Below are 20,509 nucleotides of genomic sequence, written 5' to 3'. Positions count from 1 at the left end.
GCATCATATCAGGCGCGCTGCTGATGGCGGCTTTTTCTGCCCATGCCGCGCCAAACCCGGTGACGGTGTTCAGCTGTGCTTACTGGGATAAATCCACGGATAACGTGGAAAAGCTCGATAAATGCGTTGAAGTGAAAGAGGGCAAGCTCAGATTCCTGCCTGCGCTGTTTGCAAAAACCCGTGATGTCGAGGGCATGTCGTGGGTCGGTCTGTATGACTATATGCGCGCCGCCGGGTTGATGGATGCCGATTACTATGTGCGTTCGCCGGACAGTTACCTTTCCGTTGTGCATTTTGATAATGGGCCGGACTGGTTTGTTGAAGGGCTGGTGCGCTCGCGCCAGAACGGCAAAGTGGGCTACTGGGACGACAATTTCCGCAACCGCATCGCGCCACAGTTCGATTACGGCTGGCAGTTTAAAGAGGGCAGAGCGCTGGTGTGTAACGGCTGCAAACCGCAAAAGGATGGCGAGCATACCGCGCTGGTCGGCGGGGAGTGGTTCTACATCGATAAAAGCGGGCAGAAAATTTCTGACGTCAAATCCGGCCCGTTTTAAATCATTCAGCGATGCAGTTTGCCGTGGTCTTTTAACCAGTACGCCGTGCGTTTGATGCCTTCATCCAGCGTCACAATCGGCGTATAGCCCAGTTCCTGCTGGGCGCGGCTGATATCCAGCGTGAAATCAAAGTTGAGCTTCGACACGCCATAATGGGTGAACGCAGGCTCTTTGGCGCGTTTATCGCCGAAATGCTCCATGCTGCGCGCTACCATATCCAGCATCGCATAAGGCACCGAGCGAATCCGGCAGTGAATACCCAGTTCATCAATTAATGTTTGCACGATGCTGCGCAGCGAGCGCGGCTCGCCGTTGGTAATGTTGTACGCCCGCCCGGAAGGCAGCTTATCGCACTGAGGCTGGCTGGCAAGCCACATCGCCTGCACCGCGTTTTCGTAATAGGTCATATCCACCAGCGCATCGCCGCCGCGCGGCAACAATACGCTGCGGTAGTGGTGCATCATCTGCGCCAGACGCGGAATAAAGACTTTATCGTGCGGACCAAACAGGCTTTGCGGGCGCAAAATGGTGAAACGGGTATTCGGGTTCGCCTGCGCCAGCAGGTCGATCACCTGTTCACCGGCCGCTTTGCTGCGGGCAAATTCATTGGCGAAACGCACCGGGCGAAAGTCTTCGCTGATATCGCGATGGTGGTGATAGTCAAAATAGAGCGAAGGGGAGGAGATATGAATAAAGTTGCGCACGCCCCAGGCGACGGCCCACTCACCGAGACGGCGAGTCGCGCGCACATTTGCCAGATCAAACGCTTCCTGCGTGCCCCACGGTGACGTGAAACTTGAGCAGTGCCACAGCGTGTCGATCCCGGCAAGCATCACTTTTGCCTGCGAGGAGACCAGTTCGGTCAGATCGGCGTGCACAAATTCAGCGCCCATTTTACTGAGTAACTTGCCCATGGCTTCGTTACGACCAGTGGCCCTGACGCTAATTCCTTTTTGCCGCAAATACTCGACCGCGTTTCGGCCTAAACCGCTGGTTGCGCCCGTGACCAGTACTTTCATATCGATCCATTGTGTTGAAAAGGCTTTATCGCGGGCATTCTTCCGTGAATTACGCTCTGATGCAATGGGATGACGAAAAGAAAAGCGGTTAAGCTCAGACTTTTTCTCTATTTTGTTCTGCCAGATGGGCAATACGCTGCGCCATGCCGCGAAAAATAAACAGATGCGCCGGGAACATCAATAACCAGTACCACAGCCCCGGCATACCGTGCGGATGCCACCATGCGCGGACATCCAGCAGCCGGTGATCGCCTTTATCGGTCAGCGTAAAGCTGAGCCGCCCCAGCCCTGGTGCTTTCATACCAAACAGCAGCGCCAGTTGCTGCTCGGGCTCGACGATGATCACTTTCCAGCTGTCTACCGCGTCACCGGTTTGCAAAAACGGGCGCGCAGGTCGACCATGCGGCAATTTGTGACCAATTAAATGATCAAGCGCCGCGCGGGTTTGCCACAGAATGTTGCCGAAGAAGTAGCGCTCCTTACCACCGATGCGGTTAACCACTTCCCATAATGCGCTCAGGCTGGCCACGGTTTTCACTGTGTAACCCGCTTGCTTTGGGTAGTAACCATATTGCGGACGCCAGCGGGAAAACGCCTGCGGGTCGTACCCCCAGTCGCTGGAGTTAACCAGTTTTCCCTCCTCCTGCAGGGTACGGCGCACCGCGTCGTCAAACGGGATCAGTGTCTGCGGGATCAGGCGGCGCAATTCGGTATCATCTGCCAGCAAATCGTGCTTTAAGCCCTGAATTAACGCTTTGGCGATGGTCGGCGGCACAGAGGTGATGAGGTGTAAAAACCAGACGGAAATCAGTCGGGTGGGGAGGGGGATCGGGATCAGCGGGCGATGAACGCCGCTGACGCGCATAAAGTGATCGAACTGCTGCTGGTAGCTCAATACTTCCGGTCCGGCGGCCTCAAACACCCGGTGTTCTTGCGCGGGGTGCTGAAGCAGTTCGACCAGATAATGTAGCAAGTTTTCCAGCGCAATCGGCGTGGTGCGCGAGCGCACCCAGCGCGGCGGCGTTAACACCGGCAGGTTAAATACCATGTCGCGCATCACTTCGAAGGCGGCGGAACCTGCACCAACAATGATGCCGGCGCGTAATTCGGTAACGGGAATGCCCGCCGCACGCAGCAGATCGCCGGTGTATTGCCGGGCCAGCAGGTGGTCGGAATTCGTTTCGCCCTTCGCCTGTAACGAACTGAGAAAGATAACCTGCTTAACCGACGACCCCTGCAGCGCATCGCGCACATTCAGCGCGATTTGCCGCTCATGGGCGACGAAATTGCCGCTTTCGCCCATGCTGTGCACCAGATAGTAGAGCGTATCGACATCGCGCAGTAACGCGGGCAACTCCTGTGGCCACCAGAGATCAACGCGATGGCAGCTTACGCCCGGCAGTTGCTGCTTTTGCAGGCGAGTTAAGTTTCTCGCGACCGCTTTGATCTGATGACCTTGCTGGCTGAGCGCTTCGACCAGTCGTTGTCCAATATAGCCGCTGGCACCAAGCACCAGGATCCGCTGCGCCACATCCCGCTCCTTAGTGCTCTAAAAAGGCCTGCCAGTGGCGAACCACCTCTGCCAGTTGCTGACGGTTAACATCCAGATGCATGACCAGGCGCACCACTGGCGAGGCGTTGATCAACACGCCGCGCTCGCGCAGATACGCGCCCAATGCTTGTGCGTTATCGCCCACCCGGATAAACAGCATATTGGTGTCGTGGCGCATCACATCTGCGCCAGCCTCTTTCAGCTGCGTGGCCAGCCACGCGGCATTCTCATGGTCTTCTTTCAGCCGCGCGACGTTGTTTTGTAATGCATAAAGGCCTGCCGCCGCCAGAATACCGGCCTGACGCATACCGCCGCCGGTCATTTTGCGCCAGCGATTAGCGCGGGTGATATACGCTTTATCGCCCACCAGCAGGGAGCCTACTGGCGTGCCGAGACCTTTCGACAGGCAAATGGTGAACGAGTCGCAAAATTGGGCGATCTCTTTCAGCTCGCAGCCATATTCCACCAGCGCGTTGAAGATGCGCGCACCGTCGACATGCAGCGACAACCCACGTTCACGGGTGAACTCCCACGCCTGTCGCAGGTAGTCGCGCGGCAATACTTTGCCGTTGTGGGTGTTCTCAAGGCTCAGTAGTCTGGTGCGGGCAAAGTGAATGTCGTCGGCTTTGATTTTCGCCGCGACTTTATCCAGCGGCAGCGTACCATCGACGGCGGCATCGATAGGTTGCGGCTGGATGCTGCCGAGCACCGCTGCGCCGCCCGCTTCGTAGAGATAGTTATGCGCCCCCTGGCCGACAATGTACTCTTCACCGCGTTCGCAGTGGCTGAGCAGGGCGACCAGGTTGGCCTGGGTACCGGTCGGCAAAAACAATGCCGCCTCTTTACCGCTCAGTTCGGCGGCGTAACGTTGCAGTTCATTGACCGTCGGGTCATCACCGTAAACGTCGTCCCCGACCGGGGCGGCCATCATCTGTTCCAGCATGGCGCGGCTCGGGCGGGTTACGGTATCACTGCGTAAATCGATCACGGCATTTCCTTATCTTACGATGGGTAATGCCCTCTGTTTTACCTGAGCCAGTTGGTTTTCGCCAGTTCGATTACCTCATCGCCGCGCCCGCTAATGATGGCGCGCATCATGTAGAGACTAAAGCCTTTGGCCTGTTCCAGCTTGATTTGCGGCGGGATTGCCAGCTCTTCTTTCGCCACGGTGACATCCACCAGTACCGGACCATCGATCGAGAAGGCGCGTTGCAGCGCGTCGTCAACATCGGCCGATTTTTCCACGCGAATACCGGTAATGCCGCAGGCCTCGGCGATACGCGCAAAGTTGGTATCCTGCAGTTCTGTGCCATCCGTCAGGTAGCCGCCTGCTTTCATCTCCATCGCCACAAAACCGAGCACGCTGTTATTAAAAACGATGATTTTCAGCGGCAGTTTCATCTGCACGACCGACAGGAAATCGCCCATTAGCATACTAAAACCGCCGTCGCCACACAGTGCGACCACTTGCCGTTGTGGGAATGTGGCCTGCGCGCCCAGCGCCTGCGGCATAGCATTGGCCATTGAACCGTGGTTAAAGGAGCCAATCAGACGGCGTTTGCCATTCATTTTCAGGTAACGCGCCGCCCAGACGGTTGGCGTACCGACATCGCAGGTGAAAATGGCGTCATCATCAGCGAAGTGGCTGATTTGCTGCGCCAGATATTGCGGATGGATCGCGTTGTCGCTCGGTTTTGCTAGATCATCCAGCCCTTTGCGCGCCTGGCGATAGTCTTCCAGCGCTTTGTCGAGGAATTTGCGGTCGGTTTTCTCCTCCAGCAGCGGTAACAGAGCGGCCAGGGTGGCTTTGATATCGCCCACCAGCGCCATGTCTACCTTGCTGTGCGCGCCGATACTCCCCGGATTGATGTCGATCTGGATTATTTTCGCATCAGTGGGGTAGAACGCGCGGTAAGGGAATTGAGTGCCGAGCAGCACCAGTGTGTCGGCATTCATCATGGTATGGAAACCCGATGAGAAGCCAATTAAGCCCGTCATTCCCACGTCAAAGGGGTTGTCGTACTCCACATGTTCTTTGCCGCGCATGGCGTGGACAATCGGCGCCTTCAGCTTACCGGCAAACGCCAGTAACTCTTTATGCGCCCCGGCACAGCCGCTGCCGCACATTAGCGCAATGTTAGTGGAATAGCGCAGCAGTTGCGCCAGTTTGTGCAACTCCTGCTCGGCAGGGGTGACAACCGGCTGCGGGGCGCTATACCAGTGGCTGCTGGCGCTTTCCGGCGCAGGTTTCAGCGCGACATCACCCGGCAGTACCACCACCGACACGCCTTTGTTGAGAATGGCTTTGCGCATGGCGATCGCCAGTACCTGCGGGATCTGTTCCGGGTTTGACACCAGCTCGCAGTAGTGGCTGCATTCGCGAAACAGCTCCTGCGGATGGGTTTCCTGGAAATAACCGCTGCCGATCTCACTGGAAGGGATATGAGCGGCAATCGCCAGCACCGGAACATGGTTGCGGTGGCAGTCGAACAAGCCGTTAATCAAATGCAGGTTTCCTGGCCCGCACGAACCCGCGCAGACGGCCAGCTCGCCGGTGAGTTGTGCTTCTGCGCCGGCGGCAAAGGCGGCGACTTCTTCATGACGGGTCGGCATCCAGTCGATGGTGCCCATACGGTTCAGGCTGTCACTTAAGCCGTTAAGGGAATCGCCGGTTACCCCCCAGATGCGTTTTACGCCTGCCTGCTCCAGCGTTTTGGCGATATACGCGGCCACTGTCTGTTTCATCTACGACGCTCCTTTTTGTGATCTTGCTTACAAGCTTAGACAATGAATGCGTCACAAAGCGGATTTAGAATGAGCTTTTATAAAACAGGGGTTTATTTTTGTTACAGATCGGAATAGTCTGACACAGGTCGATGAAAACAGGAATCATTTCAAATGGTTAAATCATTGTTAAACTCGGTTAATAAGATGTTTTCGCATGAAGATTTTGGTCGTCTGCTGCTGCGTTTGATGGTCGGCGGGCTGATGTTATTCCACGGGCTGCACAAATTAATCGGCGGTATCGATGGGATTGCGGGGATGCTGGCGGCGAAGGGGCTTCCCGGTTTTATCGCTTATGGTGTGCTGATTGGCGAAGTGCTGTGCCCGATCCTGCTTATCCTCGGCGTACTGACGCGTCCTGCTGCGCTGGTGCTGGCGTTCACCATGGTTGTGGCCTGGCTGCTGGTTGGCGTGGGTAAAACCGGATCGCTGGATGCGACTGGCGCATGGGCGATTGAGAGCATGGTGTATTACTTTATTGCGGCGCTGGTGATTGCGTTTATCGGTGCGGGTCGTTACTCCGTCGCACCTGCCTGGAAGTAAACGGTTTAAGGAAAAAGCGCCCTTCAGATGAGGGGCGCTTTTTTATTGCGGATTACGCCAGCACTAAATCGCCTTGTGGGTGGCAGGAGCAGGCCAGCACGAAGCCGTCGGCAATCTCTTGTTCCGTTAGCGTCATGGTGCTGCTGACGGTGTATTCACCGGAAACTACCTGCGTTTTACAGCAACCGCAGACGCCGGCGCGACAGGCGGCATTGACCGGCATTTTATTGCTTTCCAGCGCATCCAGCAGCGTGCTGCCCACTGGCGCGTAGAAGGTTTTCATCGGCGAGAGTTTGCTGAATTTCAGCCCGCTGGTTGCGGCTTCAGCCACTGGGGTAAAGAATTTCTCTTTAAAGAAACGCGTCACGCCAAGCGCTTTGACTTCGCTTTCAACCCAATCCATATATGGCGCCGGGCCGCAGGTCATTACCGTGCGCGCCGCCAGTTCCGGCACCTGGCTCAGTAACTCGCGACTCAGACGACCAGCGGAAAAACCCGCCGTGGCGTTATTTTCTGCCACCAGCGTGACCGGGTAATCACGCCATTCATCGGCAAAAATCACGTCTTCCGGCGAACGCACATTGAAGATCACCTGTACGTCAGCATGCGGACGGTAATGCGCCAGCCAGCGGCGCATTGACATAATCGGCGTCACGCCGCACCCTGCCGCCAGCAGCAACAGCTTATCGTTCGGTTCGTTATCGCAGGTGAATTCCCCCTGCGCATCGGAAAGCCACAGATAATCGCCGCGTTTTACTTCCCGTGTCAGCCACTGAGAACCTGCGCCATTATCAATACGGCGGATGGTCAGCGTGATGTATTCGCTAACGCCCGGCGTGGACGAAATGGTATAGGCCCGCAGCGTATCCGCGCTGTTGCGGATACTCACCAGCGCATATTGCCCGGCGCGATAGGGGTAGTAATCGTGGCACAACAGCGACAGTGTCCAGACATCCGGCGTTTCCTGCTGGATATGGTGAACCTGCATACGCCACGGGCATTGAGGGGTTGGCATGGTCATCGTTAGCTCCTTATGCGCTCAGCAACTGCTGCATATCCTGTTCCACGGTCGTGACCTGGCGCAGGCCGAATTTCTCATTCAGCACCGCCAGCAGATCCGGCGTCAGGAAGCCCGGGGCCGTCGGCCCGGTGACAATATTCGTCACACCCAGCGAGAGCAGAGTCAACAGGATGACAATGGCTTTTTGTTCGAACCAGGAGAGCACCAGCGACAGCGGCAGATCATTAACACCGCAGCCCAGTTTTTCCGCCAGCGTCACCGCCAGGATGATGGCTGAGTAAGCATCGTTACACTGACCCGCATCAATCAGGCGCGGCAGACCTTCAATGTTGCCAAAGTCGAGTTTGTTGAAGCGGTATTTACCGCAGGCCAGCGTCAGGATCAGGCAGTCATCCGGCACCTGGGTGGCGAAGTCGGTAAAGTAGTTACGCTCACCGCGCGCACCGTCACAGCCACCAACGAGGAAGACGTGACGCAGTTTTTCACGGCTCACCAGATCAATCAGTGAATCCACCGCGCCAAGCAGCGTCTGGCGACCAAAACCGACGGTGATCAGGTGTTCGATTTCGCTGAACGGGAAGCCGGACATCTGCTGCGCCTGGCGGATCACCGGTGCGAAGTCGTCGCCTTCCAGATGGTTAACACCCGGCCAGCCGACGATGCTGCGCGTCCAGATACGGTCGTCATAAGCACCAACGGTCGGGTCGATAATGCAGTTGGACGTCATGACGATGGGGCCAGGGAAGCGGGCGAATTCCACCTGCTGGTTCTGCCAGCCGCTACCGTAGTTACCGACCAGATGTTTGAATTTGCGCAGTTCCGGGTAGCCGTGCGCCGGCAGCATTTCACCGTGGGTATAGACGTTTACGCCCGTGCCTTCGGTTTGTTGCAGCAGGTTGTAGAGATCTTTCAGGTCGTGGCCGGAAATCAGGATGCATTTCCCGGCAACGGCTTTGACGTTGACCTGAGTAGGCGTAGGGTGACCGTAAGTGCTGGTTTCACCAGCATCCAGAATGCTCATCACGCTGAAGTTCATCTGGCCAATTTCCATTGAACATTCGAGCAGGGCATTCATATCAGAAGGCCAGGTACCCAGCCATGCCATGATTTTGTGATAACGGGCGTAGATATCGTTGTCGTACTGGCCCAGCACATGGGCGTGTTCCATATAGGCCGCCGCGCCTTTCAGGCCGTACAGGCAGAGCAGGCGTAAACCAAGGATGTTTTCGCCAATCGCCGCTTTGTCTTTGTTCGGCGTGAACTCTGCCGCCTGGCGCTGTAATTCGCCGAGATCGTCGCTGACCAGTTGCAGGTCGGCCATTGGATTGTCGACGTGAGCATTCGCATCGATAGCGAGGCAGAGCGCTTTCAGCGCTTCACGTTTGGTGATTGCCTCGCGCGCGTAGCCGACAATACGCACGGAATCGAAGTTAACGTTGGTGAGGGTAGAGAAGAAGGCGCGCGGCGCGAAGTTATCGATCTCATGGTCAATCAGATCGTACTCACGTGCTTTGCTGGCCCAGGCGGAGAGCCCTTGTAACGCGGCAATCAATAGATCCTGCAGGTCGGAGGTTTCGGCAGTTTTACCGCACATCCCCTGCGCGTACGCACAGCCGTTGCCCGCCGGAGTTCGGATGGTTTGTTCACATTGCACACAAAACATGGTCACACCTTTATGTTAAAGTTATATTTGAAATGCATGTTTAAGATTATGCTGTTGTCGGCAGGCTTAAAAGCGATTTTGACGGCAATTTAAGGGGATATTGATTCAGCGCAAGTTTGGCGGCAGGCATCTACCGCCAATGAAGTATCAGGCAGAGAAAAAGGCCATTAAAAGCGGCACAAGCAAGCTGAGAATAAAACCGTGCACAATGGCGGCGGGCACCAGCTCCAGGCCACCGGAGCGCTGGAGTACCGGCAGGGTGAAATCCATCGAGGTCGCGCCCGATAACCCAAGCGCGGTAGAGCGGCTGCGGCGCACCAGACCCGGGATCAGCATGATGGCAATCAACTCGCGCGCCAGATCGTTAAAGAAGGCGGCGCTGCCGATCACCGGGCCGAACGACTCGGTAAGCAGAATGCCCGACAACGAATACCAGCCAAATCCCGAAGCCATGGCAAGACCCGTTTTCAGCGGCAGGCCGAGGATCAGCGCATTAATCACGCCGCCAATCAGCGAGCTGGCAGCAACCACCACGGCAATAATCATTCCCCGGCGGTTAAGGACAATCTGTTTCAGCGTCATGCCGCTGTTACGCAACTGAATACCCACCAGCAGCAACAGGAAGATCAGCGTGTATTCGCTGGCTTCCGTGGCATAGCGTAAAAACGCCACCCCGGAAAGACCAATGGCGAAACCGATGACCACCACACCGCACAGACGCAGGGATTCCAGCGCCATCGCAATCCGCGAAGGTAATTTTTCTTGCTGGTGCTGGTGATGCCAGGGCAGCGTACGCTCCAGCCACAGCAGTGCAGCGGCGTTACACAGCAGGATCACCACCACGCTGACCGCCGAGTAATGCAATATCGCCAGTAAGTTCGCGCTGAGATTATCGAGAAAAGCGAGGCTTATCCCCATAAAAAAGAGGATCAGATAGACAATCCAGCTGAGTAATTTATTGATAAGTTTGAGCGAAGCAGTGTGACGCAGGGGAACCAGATAACCGATGACCAACGGCAGAAGAATAATTAACAGTCCTGAAAGCATGAAGCGCCCGAATCCTTGCAAAGTGAAAACACCGGGGAACACACTACCCAAAGGTGGAAAATGAGTAAAGCTGCAAAAAATAAGAAAGATTATGCAAAAGACCCGGCACAAAACCGGGTCTTTATCTTAAGCGCGTTTTTCCAGCAGCGTACGGTAGATAACGCCACCGAGGATACCGCCGATAATCGGCATCACCCAGAACATCCATAACTGTTCTAACGCCCAGCCGCCCTGGAAAATCGCCACGGCGGTGCTACGCGCCGGGTTAACCGAGGTGTTGGTGACCGGGATGCTGATCAAATGGATTAATGTCAGCGCCAGCCCAATGGCGATAGGCGCAAAGCCGACAGGGGCGTTTTTATCTGTCGCACCGTGAATAACCAGCAGGAAACCGCAGCTCAGGACAATCTCAATAATAATGGCGGAATACATTGAGTAATGTCCTGGGGAATGTTCTCCGTAGCCGTTAGAGGCGAAACCGCTGGCCGCCGCATCGAAACCACTTTTACCGCTGGCAATTAAATAGAGCACTGCCGCGGCAATAATGCCGCCAACCAGCTGCGCGAGAATATATCCCACCACCTCTTTTGCCGGAAAACGACCGCCAGCCCACAAGCCGAGTGTGACTGCCGGATTAAAATGACCGCCGGAAATATGCCCGACGGCAAATGCCATGGTCATGACCGTTAAACCGAACGCCAGCGCCACCCCGGCAAAACCAATGCCGGTTTGCGGAAACGTTGCCGCCAGCACTGCGCTGCCGCAGCCACCAAATACCAGCCAGAATGTGCCAAAACATTCCGCCGCTAATTTTCTAAACATAGCCACCTCGATAAAAACAGAAACGGGCCCAGACCCGCGCCGTGTGTCAGACATCAATGGATGCGTGAATAAAAGCGTGCGTATTGTAGGGGTTTACAAAATAAAATAACCAGTTATAAAAACCAGTAAATTGATTTAAACTAGATAATTTATCGTAAGTTATTGCTTTTAACCGGTGTTAAGTTTTTACTTATTTCAATAAATAAGAAATATATGCTATTTAATATCGCGGTTCATTTTTTAAATATTACAACGATGGAGCCACTGCATATATTTCAATGAAATATTGCACTTAGCGCGTGTTCTGCCGCTTTTCGTCCCGCTATACTCCTTCAAGAATAGACGGAAAAGCCCAGAGATGCCGGAGGAAGAATGATTCTGGAGCGCGTGGATATTGTCGGCTTTCGCGGCATTAATCGTTTATCGCTGATGCTTGAGCAGAACAACGTGTTAATTGGGGAAAACGCCTGGGGTAAATCGAGCCTGTTGGACGCGTTAACCCTGCTGCTGTCACCGGAAACGGATCTCTACCATTTTGTCCGCGATGATTTTTGGTTCCCGCCGGGGGATCTGCAAGGGCGGGAACATCATCTGCATATTATTCTGACTTTTCGCGAATCCGAACCCGGACGCTACCGCACGCGACGTTATCGCCCGCTGGCAGATTGTTGGGTTGCCGGGAATGATGGTTATCGCCGCCTGTTCTACCGGCATGAAGGCGAGCTTTCCGACGATGGCAGCGTAATGACGCTACGCGGTTTTCTCGATGCACAGGGGGATTTGCTGCCGCTGGAGGACATTGATGAAAGTGCCCGCCACTTGGTGCGGCTGATGCCGGTACTGCGGCTGCGTGATGCGCGCTTTATGCGCCGCATCCGTAACGGCAGCGTGCCGGATACGCCGTTGCTGGAAAACACCGCGCGTCAGCTTGATTTCCTCTCCCACGAATTGATCTCCCGCCCGCAAAATTTAACCGACGCGCAGATACGCCACGGGCTGTCAGCGATGGTGCAATTGCTTGAGCACTATTTTGCCGAGCAGGGTAGCGGCGCTTCACACCAGCGCCTGATGCGCCGCCGCTCTCATGATGAGCAACGTAGCTGGCGCTATCTCGACATTATTAACCGCATGATCGATAAGCCCGGCGGGCGGATGTACCGGGTTATTCTGCTGGGGTTTTTCGCCACGCTGTTGCAGGCGAAAGGTTCTGTCCATCTCGACCGTGACGCGCGGCCGCTATTGCTGGTGGAAGATCCGGAAACGCGGCTGCATCCGATCATGCTCTCTGTGGCCTGGCAATTGCTAAATTTGCTGCCACTACAAAAGATAACCACCACCAACTCCGGTGAGCTGCTGTCGTTAACACCGGTTGAACATGTTTGTCGCCTGGTGCGCGAGTCTTCGCGTGTGGCGGCCTGGCGTCTTGGCCCTGGCGGTTTAAGTGCCGAAGATGGGCGGCGCATTGCGTTTCATATTCGCGTGAACCGGCCTTCTTCACTCTTTGCCCGTTGCTGGTTGCTGGTGGAAGGGGAGACGGAGAACTGGGTTATCAATGAACTGGCGCGCCAGTGCGGTCATCATTTCGATGCCGAAGGGGTGAAAATTATCGAATTTGCCCAGTCAGGCTTAAAGCCGCTCATTAAGTTTGCGCGCCGCATGGGTATTGAGTGGCATGTGCTGGTGGATGGCGACGAAGCCGGGAAGAAGTATGCCGCTACCGTGCGTAGCCTGCTCGATAACGACAGGGATCAGACGCGCGAACATTTGACGGAACTGCCGGCGCTGGATATGGAGCATTTTATGTACCGGGAAGGGTTCGCCGATGTCTATCACCGTGTCGCACAGTTACCGGAAAATGTGTCGATGAATATGCGGCGGGTGATTATCAAAGCGATCCACCGTTCGTCAAAACCGGATCTGGCGATTGAAGTGGCACTGGAAGCGGGCAGGCGCGGCGTGGAGTCGGTGCCGCATCTGTTTCGTAAAATGTTTTCCCGCGTGCTATGGCTGGCACGCGGGCGGGCAGATTAATTCTGGCAGTGAGCGGCAGTCTGCGCCTGCAGGCTGTCGAGCAGCTCGTAGCGGCGGCGATACTCAGAACGCTTTTTGCTGGCGATCTCTTCCATCGGTTTGCGCGGCATCACCAGGGGCAGCACGAAGTCGCCGTGCTGATCGGCAACGGCACCCAGCGATTCCCAGAAACTGTTGTAATCGGCATGCAGCAGCCCCTGTTTTTTCTTGCGATAACGCGCGTTGCGGTAGATATGCGTTTCATTACTGACAGCGCGGATCGCTTCCACTTGCAGAAATTGCGCCATCGTCATGGCCGTTTCCACCAGCAGACGTTTCGGGAACAATCCATGACACGCCTTGGTCGCTACCTGAATTGCCTCATGCGGAACATGCGCTTTCGCGCCCTGCAGTCCACCAATATAGAGCGTTGTCTTGCCGGCGAACTGGCACAATGCAAAAGTCAGTTCCGCGAGTATAGTGTCTTGCGCATCGCAGAATACCAGTGTCGCTTCACCCTCTTTATCCAGCATGAAATCTGAACGCAACCGCAGCGTATAGGCCTGCTCATCTTTACCGGTCAGCACGGCCAGCGTGAGGCCGGGTTTACTGAGATAGCTGTTGATAAGCGCAGCGGGCAACAGGCGAATCATGTTTTCATAGTGCCAGCAAATAGCCTCCGCCGTTTGCGTGCGGTTCATATTGATTGACAGCCATGGGCGGTGTAACCGGCACGGCAGACCAGGCTGAACGTGCAGCATCTGCGCCAGAAGAGGTTGCTGGACCAGGCGGGCCAAATAACGCATGGTGCTGACTGGCGTGGTCAACGAGCGCAGCAAAAATTTACGGCGATAAGCCGGGTTCTGCCAGGCGCGGCCCGGCATCAGTTCACCGGATATTAAACAACGAAAGAGCTGCCCGGCGGTTTTTGGTAGCGGCTGTTCGTCGGAATGGGAAAGATCGGCAATGGTGGACATGGTGCAATCCGGAGGTAACAAGAATGAGCCAATTTCAGCACAATCAAACTCAACAGCAGCTAAATGAAAGATGGAGAAAATAAGAATTTTCTGTTTCGTTGATATTTTGTTTAGTTAAAAATGATTTGATAAACCGCAGGTCCGATTATTTGGGATTGTTATGAAACTGAAGGGAAAACGCAGGACAGTAATGATTGTGCTGGCAGTGGTGGTTTTACTGGCAGCATTTTGGTTGTGGAGCAAACTTAATGCCCCGGTCATTCAGTACCAGACGCTGATAGTGCGGCCGGGTGAATTGCAACAAAGCGTGCTGGCGACCGGGAAGCTGGATGCGCTCCGTAAGGTTGATGTTGGCGCTCAGGTAAATGGTCAGTTAAAAACACTGTCGGTGAATATCGGCGATAAGGTAAAGAAAGATCAGCTTTTAGGCGTGATCGACCCCGAGCAGGCGGAAAACCAAATCAAGGAAGTCGATGCGACATTAATGGAACTACGGGCGCAGCGGCGTCAGGCGCTGGCTGAACTGAAGCTGGCCCAGGTAACACTAGCACGTCAGCAGCAGCTGGTGAAAAGCAATTTGATCTCCCGCCAGGATCTGGACACCTCTGCGACAGATGTGGCGGTAAAAGAAGCGCAAATTGGCACCATTGATGCCCAGATCAAACGTAACCAGGCCACACTGGATACCGCGAAAACCAACCTTGATTACACACGCATCCTTGCGCCGATGGCCGGTGAAGTGACGCAAATCACCACGCTGCAGGGCCAGACGGTGATTGCCGTGCAACAAGCGCCAAACATCCTGACGCTGGCCGATATGAGTACCATGCTGGTAAAAGCGCAGGTTTCCGAAGCGGATGTCATCCACCTCAAGCCGGGGCAGAAAGCATGGTTCACCGTGCTGGGCGATCCGGGAACACGCTATGAAGGCGAGCTGAAAGATATTCTGCCGACGCCGGAAAAGGTCAACGATGCGATTTTTTACTATGCGCGTTTTGAAGTGCCAAACCCGGAGGGTGTGTTGCGCCTTGATATGACCGCGCAGGTGCATATCCAACTGACCGGCCTGAAGAATGTGATCACCATCCCTCTGGCGGCGCTTGGCGATCCGGTGGGGGACAACCGTTATAAAGTGAAGGTGCTGCGTAATGGTGAAACCCGCGAGCGCGAGGTGACGCTGGGCGCACGTAATGATACGGAAGTGGTGGTGACGAAAGGCCTGGATGCGGGCGAAGAAGTGGTGATTGGCGAGAAAAGCGGAGCGGTGCAATGACCGCATTGCTGGAACTGAATAATATTCGCCGCAGTTACCCGTCCGGTGACGGACCGGTCGAGGTGCTAAAAGGCATCACGCTGCGCATTAATGCTGGCGAAATGGTGGCGATTGTTGGCGCATCCGGCTCCGGAAAATCCACGCTGATGAACATTCTGGGGTGCCTGGACAAGCCCACCAGCGGCACTTACCGGGTGGCGGGAACGGATGTGTCGTTGCTCAGTAGCGACCAGCTTGCGCAGCTACGCCGCGAACATTTCGGTTTTATCTTTCAGCGTTATCATCTGCTTTCCCATTTGACCGCTGCGCAGAACGTCGAAGTTCCGGCGGTGTATGCGGGGACGGAACGTAAAGCGCGACTGGAGCGCGCAAAAGCATTACTGACCCGCTTAGGGCTGGGGGAGCGGGCGGATTATCAACCGTCGCAGCTCTCCGGCGGACAGCAACAGCGCGTGAGTATTGCCCGCGCGTTGATGAATGGCGGCCAGGTGATTCTGGCCGATGAACCGACCGGCGCCCTCGACAGCCACTCAGGCGAAGAGGTGATGGCAATCCTGCATCAGTTGCGCGATCGCGGGCATACGGTAATTATCGTGACGCACGATCCGCAGGTGGCCGCGCAGGCAGAGCGGGTGATTGAAATTCGTGATGGCGAGATAATTAGTAATCCGCCAGCCAAAACGGAAGTCGCCGCGCCCGCAAACCATGATGCGATCCTGACGCACGCCGGGGGCTGGCGGCAATTTGTCAGCCGTTTTCAGGAAGCGTTGACCATGGCCTGGCGCGCCATGGCGGCCAATAAAATGCGCACCTTGTTGACCATGCTCGGCATTATTATCGGTATTGCTTCGGTGGTCTCGATTGTGGTGGTCGGCGACGCGGCTAAACAGCTGGTGCTGGCGGATATTCGCTCAATAGGCACCAATACGATTGATGTCTATCCCGGCAAAGATTTTGGCGATGACGAGCCACAATACCAGCAGGCGCTGAAATATGACGATCTGCAGGCGATTCAGAAGCAGCCCTGGGTTAAATCAGCCACACCTGCCGTTTCACAAAATCTGCGTTTGCGCTACGGCAATATTGATGTGGCGGCGAGCGCCAATGGCGTAAGCGGGCAATATTTTAATGTGTATGGCATGACGTTCAGCGAAGGTGCCTCGTTTAACGAAGAGCAACTGAAAGGTCGGGCGCAAGTGGTGGTGCTCGACAGCAACACCCGCCGTCAGTTATTCCCCAATAAAGCCAGCGTGGTCGGCGAGGTAATCCTGGTGGGTAACATGCCGGCGACGGTGATTGGTGTGGCGGAGGAGAAGCAATCGATGTTTGGCAGCAGCAAAATCCTGCGCGTCTGGCTGCCGTACAGCACCATCTCCGGGCGTATTATGGGGCAGTCCTGGCTAAACTCCATTACGGTGCGGGTGAATGAGGGCTACAGCAGTGAGCAGGCGGAACAGCAGCTCACGCGGTTGCTCAGCCTGCGCCACGGTAAGAAAGATTTCTTCGTCTGGAATATGGACGGGGTCTTGAAAACAGCGGAAAAGACCACACGTACTCTTCAGCTGTTTTTAACGCTGGTGGCGGTCATTTCGTTGCTGGTTGGCGGTATCGGTGTGATGAATATTATGCTGGTGTCGGTCACCGAGCGGACGCGTGAGATTGGCATCAGGATGGCAGTTGGTGCCCGGGCGGGGGACGTCTTGTCGCAGTTTCTGATTGAGGCGGTGTTTGTTTGCCTTGTCGGTGGCGCGCTCGGCGTCACGCTATCTATGTTGATTGCCTTTACCTTGCAACTCTTTTTACCGGGCTGGGAGATTGGGTTTTCACCGGTGGCACTGTTAACGGCGTTTTTATGTTCGACATTTACCGGTGTGCTGTTCGGCTGGTTGCCTGCGCGTAATGCCGCACGGCTGGATCCAGTAGATGCGCTGGCTCGCGAGTAATAAAAATGCCAGCCGATTGGGCTGGCATTTTGACTGCGGCATGTACACAATGTGATAACAGGCTTCAGGCCATGGCTTCCACTTCTACGGGCACGATGACGCTGGCGTGATTGCCTTTAGGGCCCTGGTGTACATCAAACCGGACAGTCTGCCCGGCCTTTAACGTTCTGTAACCATCCATTTGAATGGTGGAGTAATGCGCGAAGATATCTTCGCCGCCGCCTTCAGGGCAGATAAAACCAAACCCTTTGGCATTGTTGAACCACTTAACAGTACCCGTTTCCATGCTTCGACATCCTTCGTAAATCTTATTTAAGTAAGATGGAATGAACCGGTGGTAGAGCAAGCGGGCTGTTCAAAACCTCGCCAACTCTCGACTGTACAATTTAGATAATTCGTATAACGCGTCAAGCATTTGGCAGGGGTTCTTGGAGGCGACGCATCAAAATTTTGAAGCAGTTAACGCTATTACAAAGGAATGTGACAGCCGTCGCGAATGACAACGATAGATGATTGTTATCTGTCATCTGATGTAGATTGAAAATACATCTAGACTCATGTAATCGGCCGATTAAACGCTGCCGGAAACTGTAACCTAAGATGAAACGCTAACGATGGGTAAGAGCAATAGCTGGCTGGATTTCGACCAATTGGCGGAAGATAAACTGCGCGACGCGCTGAAACCGCCATCCATGTATAAAGTTATGTTAATGAACGATGATTACACGCCGATGGAATTTGTTATTGACGTGCTACAAAAGTTCTTTTCTTATGATGTAGAACGTGCAACGCAACTGATGCTTACGGTTCACTATCACGGCAGGGCCATTTGCGGTGTTTTCACCGCTGAGGTTGCCGAGACGAAAGTCGCAATGGTGAACAAGTACGCCAGGGAGAACGAGCATCCGTTGCTGTGTACGCTGGAAAGAGCCTGAATGCAGGCATGAAACTTGGGGGAGGTGCCTATGCTCAATCAAGAACTGGAACTCAGTTTAAACATGGCTTTCGCCAGAGCGCGCGAGCACCGACATGAGTTTATGACCGTCGAGCACTTGTTACTGGCGCTGCTCAGTAACCCATCTGCCCGCGAAGCGCTGGAAGCGTGTTCAGTGGACCTGGTGGCGCTGCGGCAGGAACTCGAAGCCTTCATCGAACAAACCACACCCGTTCTACCCATGAGCGAAGAAGAGCGCGACACACAGCCGACGCTCAGCTTCCAGCGTGTTCTTCAGCGCGCGGTGTTTCACGTTCAGTCATCCGGGCGCAGCGAAGTGTCCGGCGCGAACGTGCTGGTTGCCATTTTTAGCGAGCAGGAGTCGCAAGCGGCTTATCTGCTGCGCAAACATGAAGTAAGCCGCCTTGACGTGGTGAACTTTATCTCTCACGGCACGCGTAAAGACGAGCCAGGCCCATCATCTGACGCCACTGGCAGCAGCAGTAGCGGGCAGGTGAACAGCGAAGAGCAGGCAGGAGGGGAGGAACGTATGGAAAACTTCACCACCAACCTTAATCAGCTTGCTCGTGTGGGAGGAATCGACCCGCTGATTGGCCGTGGTAAAGAACTTGAACGTGCGATTCAGGTTCTGTGCCGCCGTCGTAAAAATAACCCGCTGCTGGTGGGTGAATCCGGCGTAGGTAAAACCGCCATCGCCGAAGGGCTGGCGTGGCGTATTGTGCAGGGCGACGTGCCAGAAGTGATGGCAGATTGCACAATTTACTCGCTGGATATCGGTTCACTGCTGGCCGGTACTAAATACCGTGGCGATTTCGAAAAACGTTTCAAGGCGCTGCTGAAACAACTTGAGCAGGACAATAACAGCATTCTGTTTATCGATGAGATCCATACCATCATCGGTGCAGGCGCTGCGTCTGGTGGGCAAGTGGATGCCGCAAACTTGATCAAGCCGCTGCTTTCCAGCGGTAAAATCCGCGTCATGGGTTCCACCACGTATCAGGAATTCAGCAATATCTTTGAAAAAGATCGTGCTCTGGCGCGTCGCTTCCAGAAAATTGATATCACTGAGCCGTCCGTCGAGGAAACGGTGCAGATTATCAATGGCCTGAAACCGAAATACGAAGCGCACCACGATGTGCGTTATACCGCGAAAGCGGTGCGTGCGGCGGTAGAGCTGGCGGTGAAATACATCAATGATCGCCATCTGCCGGATAAAGCGATTGATGTTATCGACGAAGCGGGCGCGCGCGCGCGTCTGATGCCGGTAAGCAAGCGTAAGAAAACCGTTAACGTGGCGGATATCGAATCGGTGGTGGCCCGTATCGCGCGTATTCCTGAGAAGAGTGTTTCTCAGAGCGATCGCGACACGCTGAAAAATCTTGGCGATCGTCTGAAAATGCTGGTGTTCGGTCAGGATAAAGCCATTGAGGCATTAACCGAGGCCATCAAAATGAGCCGTGCAGGGCTGGGTCAAGACCATAAACCGGTCGGTTCCTTCCTGTTTGCTGGCCCAACCGGCGTGGGTAAAACCGAGGTGACAGTGCAGTTGTCAAAAGCGCTGGGCATTGAGCTGCTGCGTTTTGATATGTCCGAGTATATGGAACGTCATACTGTCAGCCGTTTGATTGGTGCGCCTCCGGGCTATGTAGGTTTTGATCAGGGTGGTCTGTTGACCGACGCGGTGATCAAACATCCGCACGCGGTGCTGCTGCTTGATGAAATCGAAAAAGCGCATCCGGACGTCTTTAACTTGCTGTTGCAGGTGATGGACAACGGAACGCTGACTGATAACAACGGGCGCAAAGCTGATTTCCGCAACGTGGTGCTGGTGATGACCACCAACGCCGGGGTGCGTGAAACCGAGCGCAAATCCATTGGTCTTATCCACCAGGATAACAGCACCGATGCGATGGAAGAGATCAAAAAGATCTTTACGCCGGAGTTCCGCAACCGTCTGGACAACATTATCTGGTTCGATCACTTGTCGACTGAGGTGATCCATCAGGTGGTCGACAAGTTTATTGTCGAACTCCAGGTGCAGTTGGATCAGAAAGGCGTATCGCTGGAAGTCAGCCAGGAAGCTCGCGACTGGCTGGCGGAGAAAGGATACGACCGCGCAATGGGCGCTCGCCCGATGGCGCGTGTTATCCAGGACAACCTGAAAAAACCGCTGGCCAACGAACTGCTGTTCGGTTCGCTGGTTGATGGTGGCCAGGTCACGGTAACACTGAATAAAGAGAAAAATGAGCTGGAATACGGCTTCCAGAGTGCGCAGAAGCACAAACCGGAAGCAGCACATTAATCTCTGTACTTCACATCTAAAAACCGGGCGATATCAGCCCG

The 20,509-nt window shown here is 54.9% G+C and carries 17 protein-coding genes; 7 read left to right on the top strand and 10 right to left on the bottom strand.

Going from position 1 to position 20,509, the window contains the following annotated elements:
- The first annotated feature begins 23 nt into the window (after positions 1 to 23).
- Positions 24 to 557 carry a WG repeat-containing protein gene (locus AAIG26_RS12635; protein ID WP_233500360.1) on the top strand — a complete coding sequence of 178 codons (534 nt, stop codon included), beginning with the start codon at positions 24 to 26 and terminating at the stop codon, positions 555 to 557.
- A 5-nt stretch (positions 558 to 562) separates the two neighbouring features.
- Here the strand turns inward: AAIG26_RS12635 and AAIG26_RS12630 are convergent, their stop codons facing one another.
- The 4 genes from AAIG26_RS12630 to poxB form a co-directional block, all read right to left on the bottom strand.
- Positions 563 to 1,576 carry an NAD(P)-dependent oxidoreductase gene (locus AAIG26_RS12630; RefSeq protein WP_020457205.1) on the bottom strand — a complete coding sequence of 338 codons (1,014 nt, stop codon included), beginning with the start codon at positions 1,574 to 1,576 and terminating at the stop codon, positions 563 to 565.
- A 94-nt stretch (positions 1,577 to 1,670) separates the two neighbouring features.
- On the bottom strand, positions 1,671 to 3,107 hold the full coding sequence (locus tag AAIG26_RS12625; protein WP_343179974.1) for a DUF2867 domain-containing protein: 1,437 nt from the start codon (positions 3,105 to 3,107) through the stop codon (positions 1,671 to 1,673).
- 10 nt (positions 3,108 to 3,117) lie between these two features.
- A complete protein-coding gene (ltaE, locus tag AAIG26_RS12620) occupies positions 3,118 to 4,116 on the bottom strand; it encodes a low-specificity L-threonine aldolase (protein ID WP_343179973.1) in 999 nt (332 codons plus the stop codon).
- Positions 4,117 to 4,154: 38 nt separating this feature from the next.
- Positions 4,155 to 5,873 carry a ubiquinone-dependent pyruvate dehydrogenase gene (poxB, locus tag AAIG26_RS12615; RefSeq protein WP_343179972.1) on the bottom strand — a complete coding sequence of 573 codons (1,719 nt, stop codon included), beginning with the start codon at positions 5,871 to 5,873 and terminating at the stop codon, positions 4,155 to 4,157.
- A 153-nt stretch (positions 5,874 to 6,026) separates the two neighbouring features.
- Between poxB and AAIG26_RS12610 the strand changes: the two genes are divergently transcribed.
- The gene (locus AAIG26_RS12610; protein WP_020457209.1) at positions 6,027 to 6,455 is read left to right on the top strand and encodes a DoxX family protein; all 429 of its coding nucleotides are present in this window, start codon (positions 6,027 to 6,029) and stop codon (positions 6,453 to 6,455) included.
- 52 nt (positions 6,456 to 6,507) lie between these two features.
- Here the strand turns inward: AAIG26_RS12610 and hcr are convergent, their stop codons facing one another.
- The 4 genes from hcr to aqpZ all read right to left on the bottom strand — a co-directional run bounded on the left by hcr (position 6,508) and on the right by aqpZ (position 11,008).
- Positions 6,508 to 7,476: an NADH oxidoreductase gene (hcr, locus tag AAIG26_RS12605; protein WP_343179971.1), complete on the bottom strand. Its 969-nt coding sequence runs from the start codon at positions 7,474 to 7,476 to the stop codon at positions 6,508 to 6,510.
- Positions 7,477 to 7,486: 10 nt separating this feature from the next.
- On the bottom strand, positions 7,487 to 9,139 hold the full coding sequence (hcp, locus tag AAIG26_RS12600; RefSeq protein WP_343179970.1) for a hydroxylamine reductase: 1,653 nt from the start codon (positions 9,137 to 9,139) through the stop codon (positions 7,487 to 7,489).
- A 147-nt stretch (positions 9,140 to 9,286) separates the two neighbouring features.
- Positions 9,287 to 10,186 (bottom strand): lysine exporter LysO family protein, encoded by a 900-nt coding sequence (locus AAIG26_RS12595; RefSeq protein WP_343179969.1) that lies wholly within the window; start codon positions 10,184 to 10,186, stop codon positions 9,287 to 9,289.
- A 126-nt stretch (positions 10,187 to 10,312) separates the two neighbouring features.
- Positions 10,313 to 11,008, bottom strand: coding sequence for an aquaporin Z (gene aqpZ / locus AAIG26_RS12590; RefSeq protein ID WP_020457212.1), 696 nt, complete (start codon positions 11,006 to 11,008; stop codon positions 10,313 to 10,315).
- 372 nt (positions 11,009 to 11,380) lie between these two features.
- Here aqpZ and AAIG26_RS12585 point away from each other — a divergent pair, with 372 nt between their 5' ends.
- Positions 11,381 to 13,039, top strand: coding sequence for an ATP-dependent endonuclease (locus tag AAIG26_RS12585; RefSeq protein WP_160270844.1), 1,659 nt, complete (start codon positions 11,381 to 11,383; stop codon positions 13,037 to 13,039).
- Here AAIG26_RS12585 and AAIG26_RS12580 read toward each other — a convergent pair.
- On the bottom strand, positions 13,036 to 13,995 hold the full coding sequence (locus AAIG26_RS12580) for a VirK/YbjX family protein (RefSeq protein WP_160270843.1): 960 nt from the start codon (positions 13,993 to 13,995) through the stop codon (positions 13,036 to 13,038). The genes AAIG26_RS12585 and AAIG26_RS12580 overlap by 4 nt on opposite strands.
- A gap of 160 nt (positions 13,996 to 14,155) precedes the next feature.
- On the opposite strand from AAIG26_RS12580, the gene macA reads away from it, so the two are divergent.
- Both macA and macB read left to right on the top strand, forming a co-directional pair.
- Positions 14,156 to 15,268, top strand: a complete 1,113-nt coding sequence (gene macA, locus AAIG26_RS12575) for a macrolide transporter subunit MacA (RefSeq protein ID WP_343179968.1) — start codon at positions 14,156 to 14,158, stop codon at positions 15,266 to 15,268.
- Positions 15,265 to 17,211 carry a macrolide ABC transporter ATP-binding protein/permease MacB gene (gene macB / locus AAIG26_RS12570; RefSeq protein WP_343179967.1) on the top strand — a complete coding sequence of 649 codons (1,947 nt, stop codon included), beginning with the start codon at positions 15,265 to 15,267 and terminating at the stop codon, positions 17,209 to 17,211. Before macA ends, macB begins: the two co-directional genes overlap by 4 nt.
- A gap of 64 nt (positions 17,212 to 17,275) precedes the next feature.
- On the opposite strand, the gene cspD is transcribed toward macB, so the two are convergent.
- Positions 17,276 to 17,497: a cold shock-like protein CspD gene (gene cspD, locus AAIG26_RS12565; RefSeq protein WP_007374119.1), complete on the bottom strand. Its 222-nt coding sequence runs from the start codon at positions 17,495 to 17,497 to the stop codon at positions 17,276 to 17,278.
- Positions 17,498 to 17,825: 328 nt separating this feature from the next.
- On the opposite strand from cspD, the gene clpS reads away from it, so the two are divergent.
- Together clpS and clpA are read left to right on the top strand one after the other, a co-directional pair.
- Positions 17,826 to 18,146: an ATP-dependent Clp protease adapter ClpS gene (gene clpS / locus AAIG26_RS12560; RefSeq protein ID WP_017456164.1), complete on the top strand. Its 321-nt coding sequence runs from the start codon at positions 17,826 to 17,828 to the stop codon at positions 18,144 to 18,146.
- Between the two features lie 30 nt (positions 18,147 to 18,176).
- On the top strand, positions 18,177 to 20,468 hold the full coding sequence (gene clpA, locus AAIG26_RS12555; RefSeq protein WP_017456165.1) for an ATP-dependent Clp protease ATP-binding subunit ClpA: 2,292 nt from the start codon (positions 18,177 to 18,179) through the stop codon (positions 20,466 to 20,468).
- Positions 20,469 to 20,509: the final 41 nt, after the last annotated feature.

The organism is Kosakonia sp. PSU_27 (assembly GCF_039409795.1).
Taxonomy (GTDB): domain Bacteria; phylum Pseudomonadota; class Gammaproteobacteria; order Enterobacterales; family Enterobacteriaceae; genus Kosakonia.
This window is presented reverse-complemented; position numbering and strand designations above follow the sequence as displayed.

What these genes read in the sequence shown, in the direction of transcription:
- hcp (WP_343179970.1), bottom strand. Translation starts at nt 9,139, where the DNA reads ATGTTTTGTGTGCAATGTGAACAAACCATCCGAACTCCGGCGGGCAAC.
- hcr (WP_343179971.1), bottom strand. Translation starts at nt 7,476, where the DNA reads ATGACCATGCCAACCCCTCAATGCCCGTGGCGTATGCAGGTTCACCAT.
- AAIG26_RS12580 (WP_160270843.1), bottom strand. Translation starts at nt 13,995, where the DNA reads ATGTCCACCATTGCCGATCTTTCCCATTCCGACGAACAGCCGCTACCA.
- cspD (WP_007374119.1), bottom strand. Translation starts at nt 17,497, where the DNA reads ATGGAAACGGGTACTGTTAAGTGGTTCAACAATGCCAAAGGGTTTGGT.
- poxB (WP_343179972.1), bottom strand. Translation starts at nt 5,873, where the DNA reads ATGAAACAGACAGTGGCCGCGTATATCGCCAAAACGCTGGAGCAGGCA.
- macB (WP_343179967.1), top strand. Translation starts at nt 15,265, where the DNA reads ATGACCGCATTGCTGGAACTGAATAATATTCGCCGCAGTTACCCGTCC.
- clpS (WP_017456164.1), top strand. Translation starts at nt 17,826, where the DNA reads ATGGGTAAGAGCAATAGCTGGCTGGATTTCGACCAATTGGCGGAAGAT.
- AAIG26_RS12595 (WP_343179969.1), bottom strand. Translation starts at nt 10,186, where the DNA reads ATGCTTTCAGGACTGTTAATTATTCTTCTGCCGTTGGTCATCGGTTAT.
- AAIG26_RS12635 (WP_233500360.1), top strand. Translation starts at nt 24, where the DNA reads ATGGCGGCTTTTTCTGCCCATGCCGCGCCAAACCCGGTGACGGTGTTC.
- AAIG26_RS12610 (WP_020457209.1), top strand. Translation starts at nt 6,027, where the DNA reads ATGGTTAAATCATTGTTAAACTCGGTTAATAAGATGTTTTCGCATGAA.
- AAIG26_RS12630 (WP_020457205.1), bottom strand. Translation starts at nt 1,576, where the DNA reads ATGAAAGTACTGGTCACGGGCGCAACCAGCGGTTTAGGCCGAAACGCG.
- macA (WP_343179968.1), top strand. Translation starts at nt 14,156, where the DNA reads ATGAAACTGAAGGGAAAACGCAGGACAGTAATGATTGTGCTGGCAGTG.
- AAIG26_RS12585 (WP_160270844.1), top strand. Translation starts at nt 11,381, where the DNA reads ATGATTCTGGAGCGCGTGGATATTGTCGGCTTTCGCGGCATTAATCGT.
- aqpZ (WP_020457212.1), bottom strand. Translation starts at nt 11,008, where the DNA reads ATGTTTAGAAAATTAGCGGCGGAATGTTTTGGCACATTCTGGCTGGTA.
- clpA (WP_017456165.1), top strand. Translation starts at nt 18,177, where the DNA reads ATGCTCAATCAAGAACTGGAACTCAGTTTAAACATGGCTTTCGCCAGA.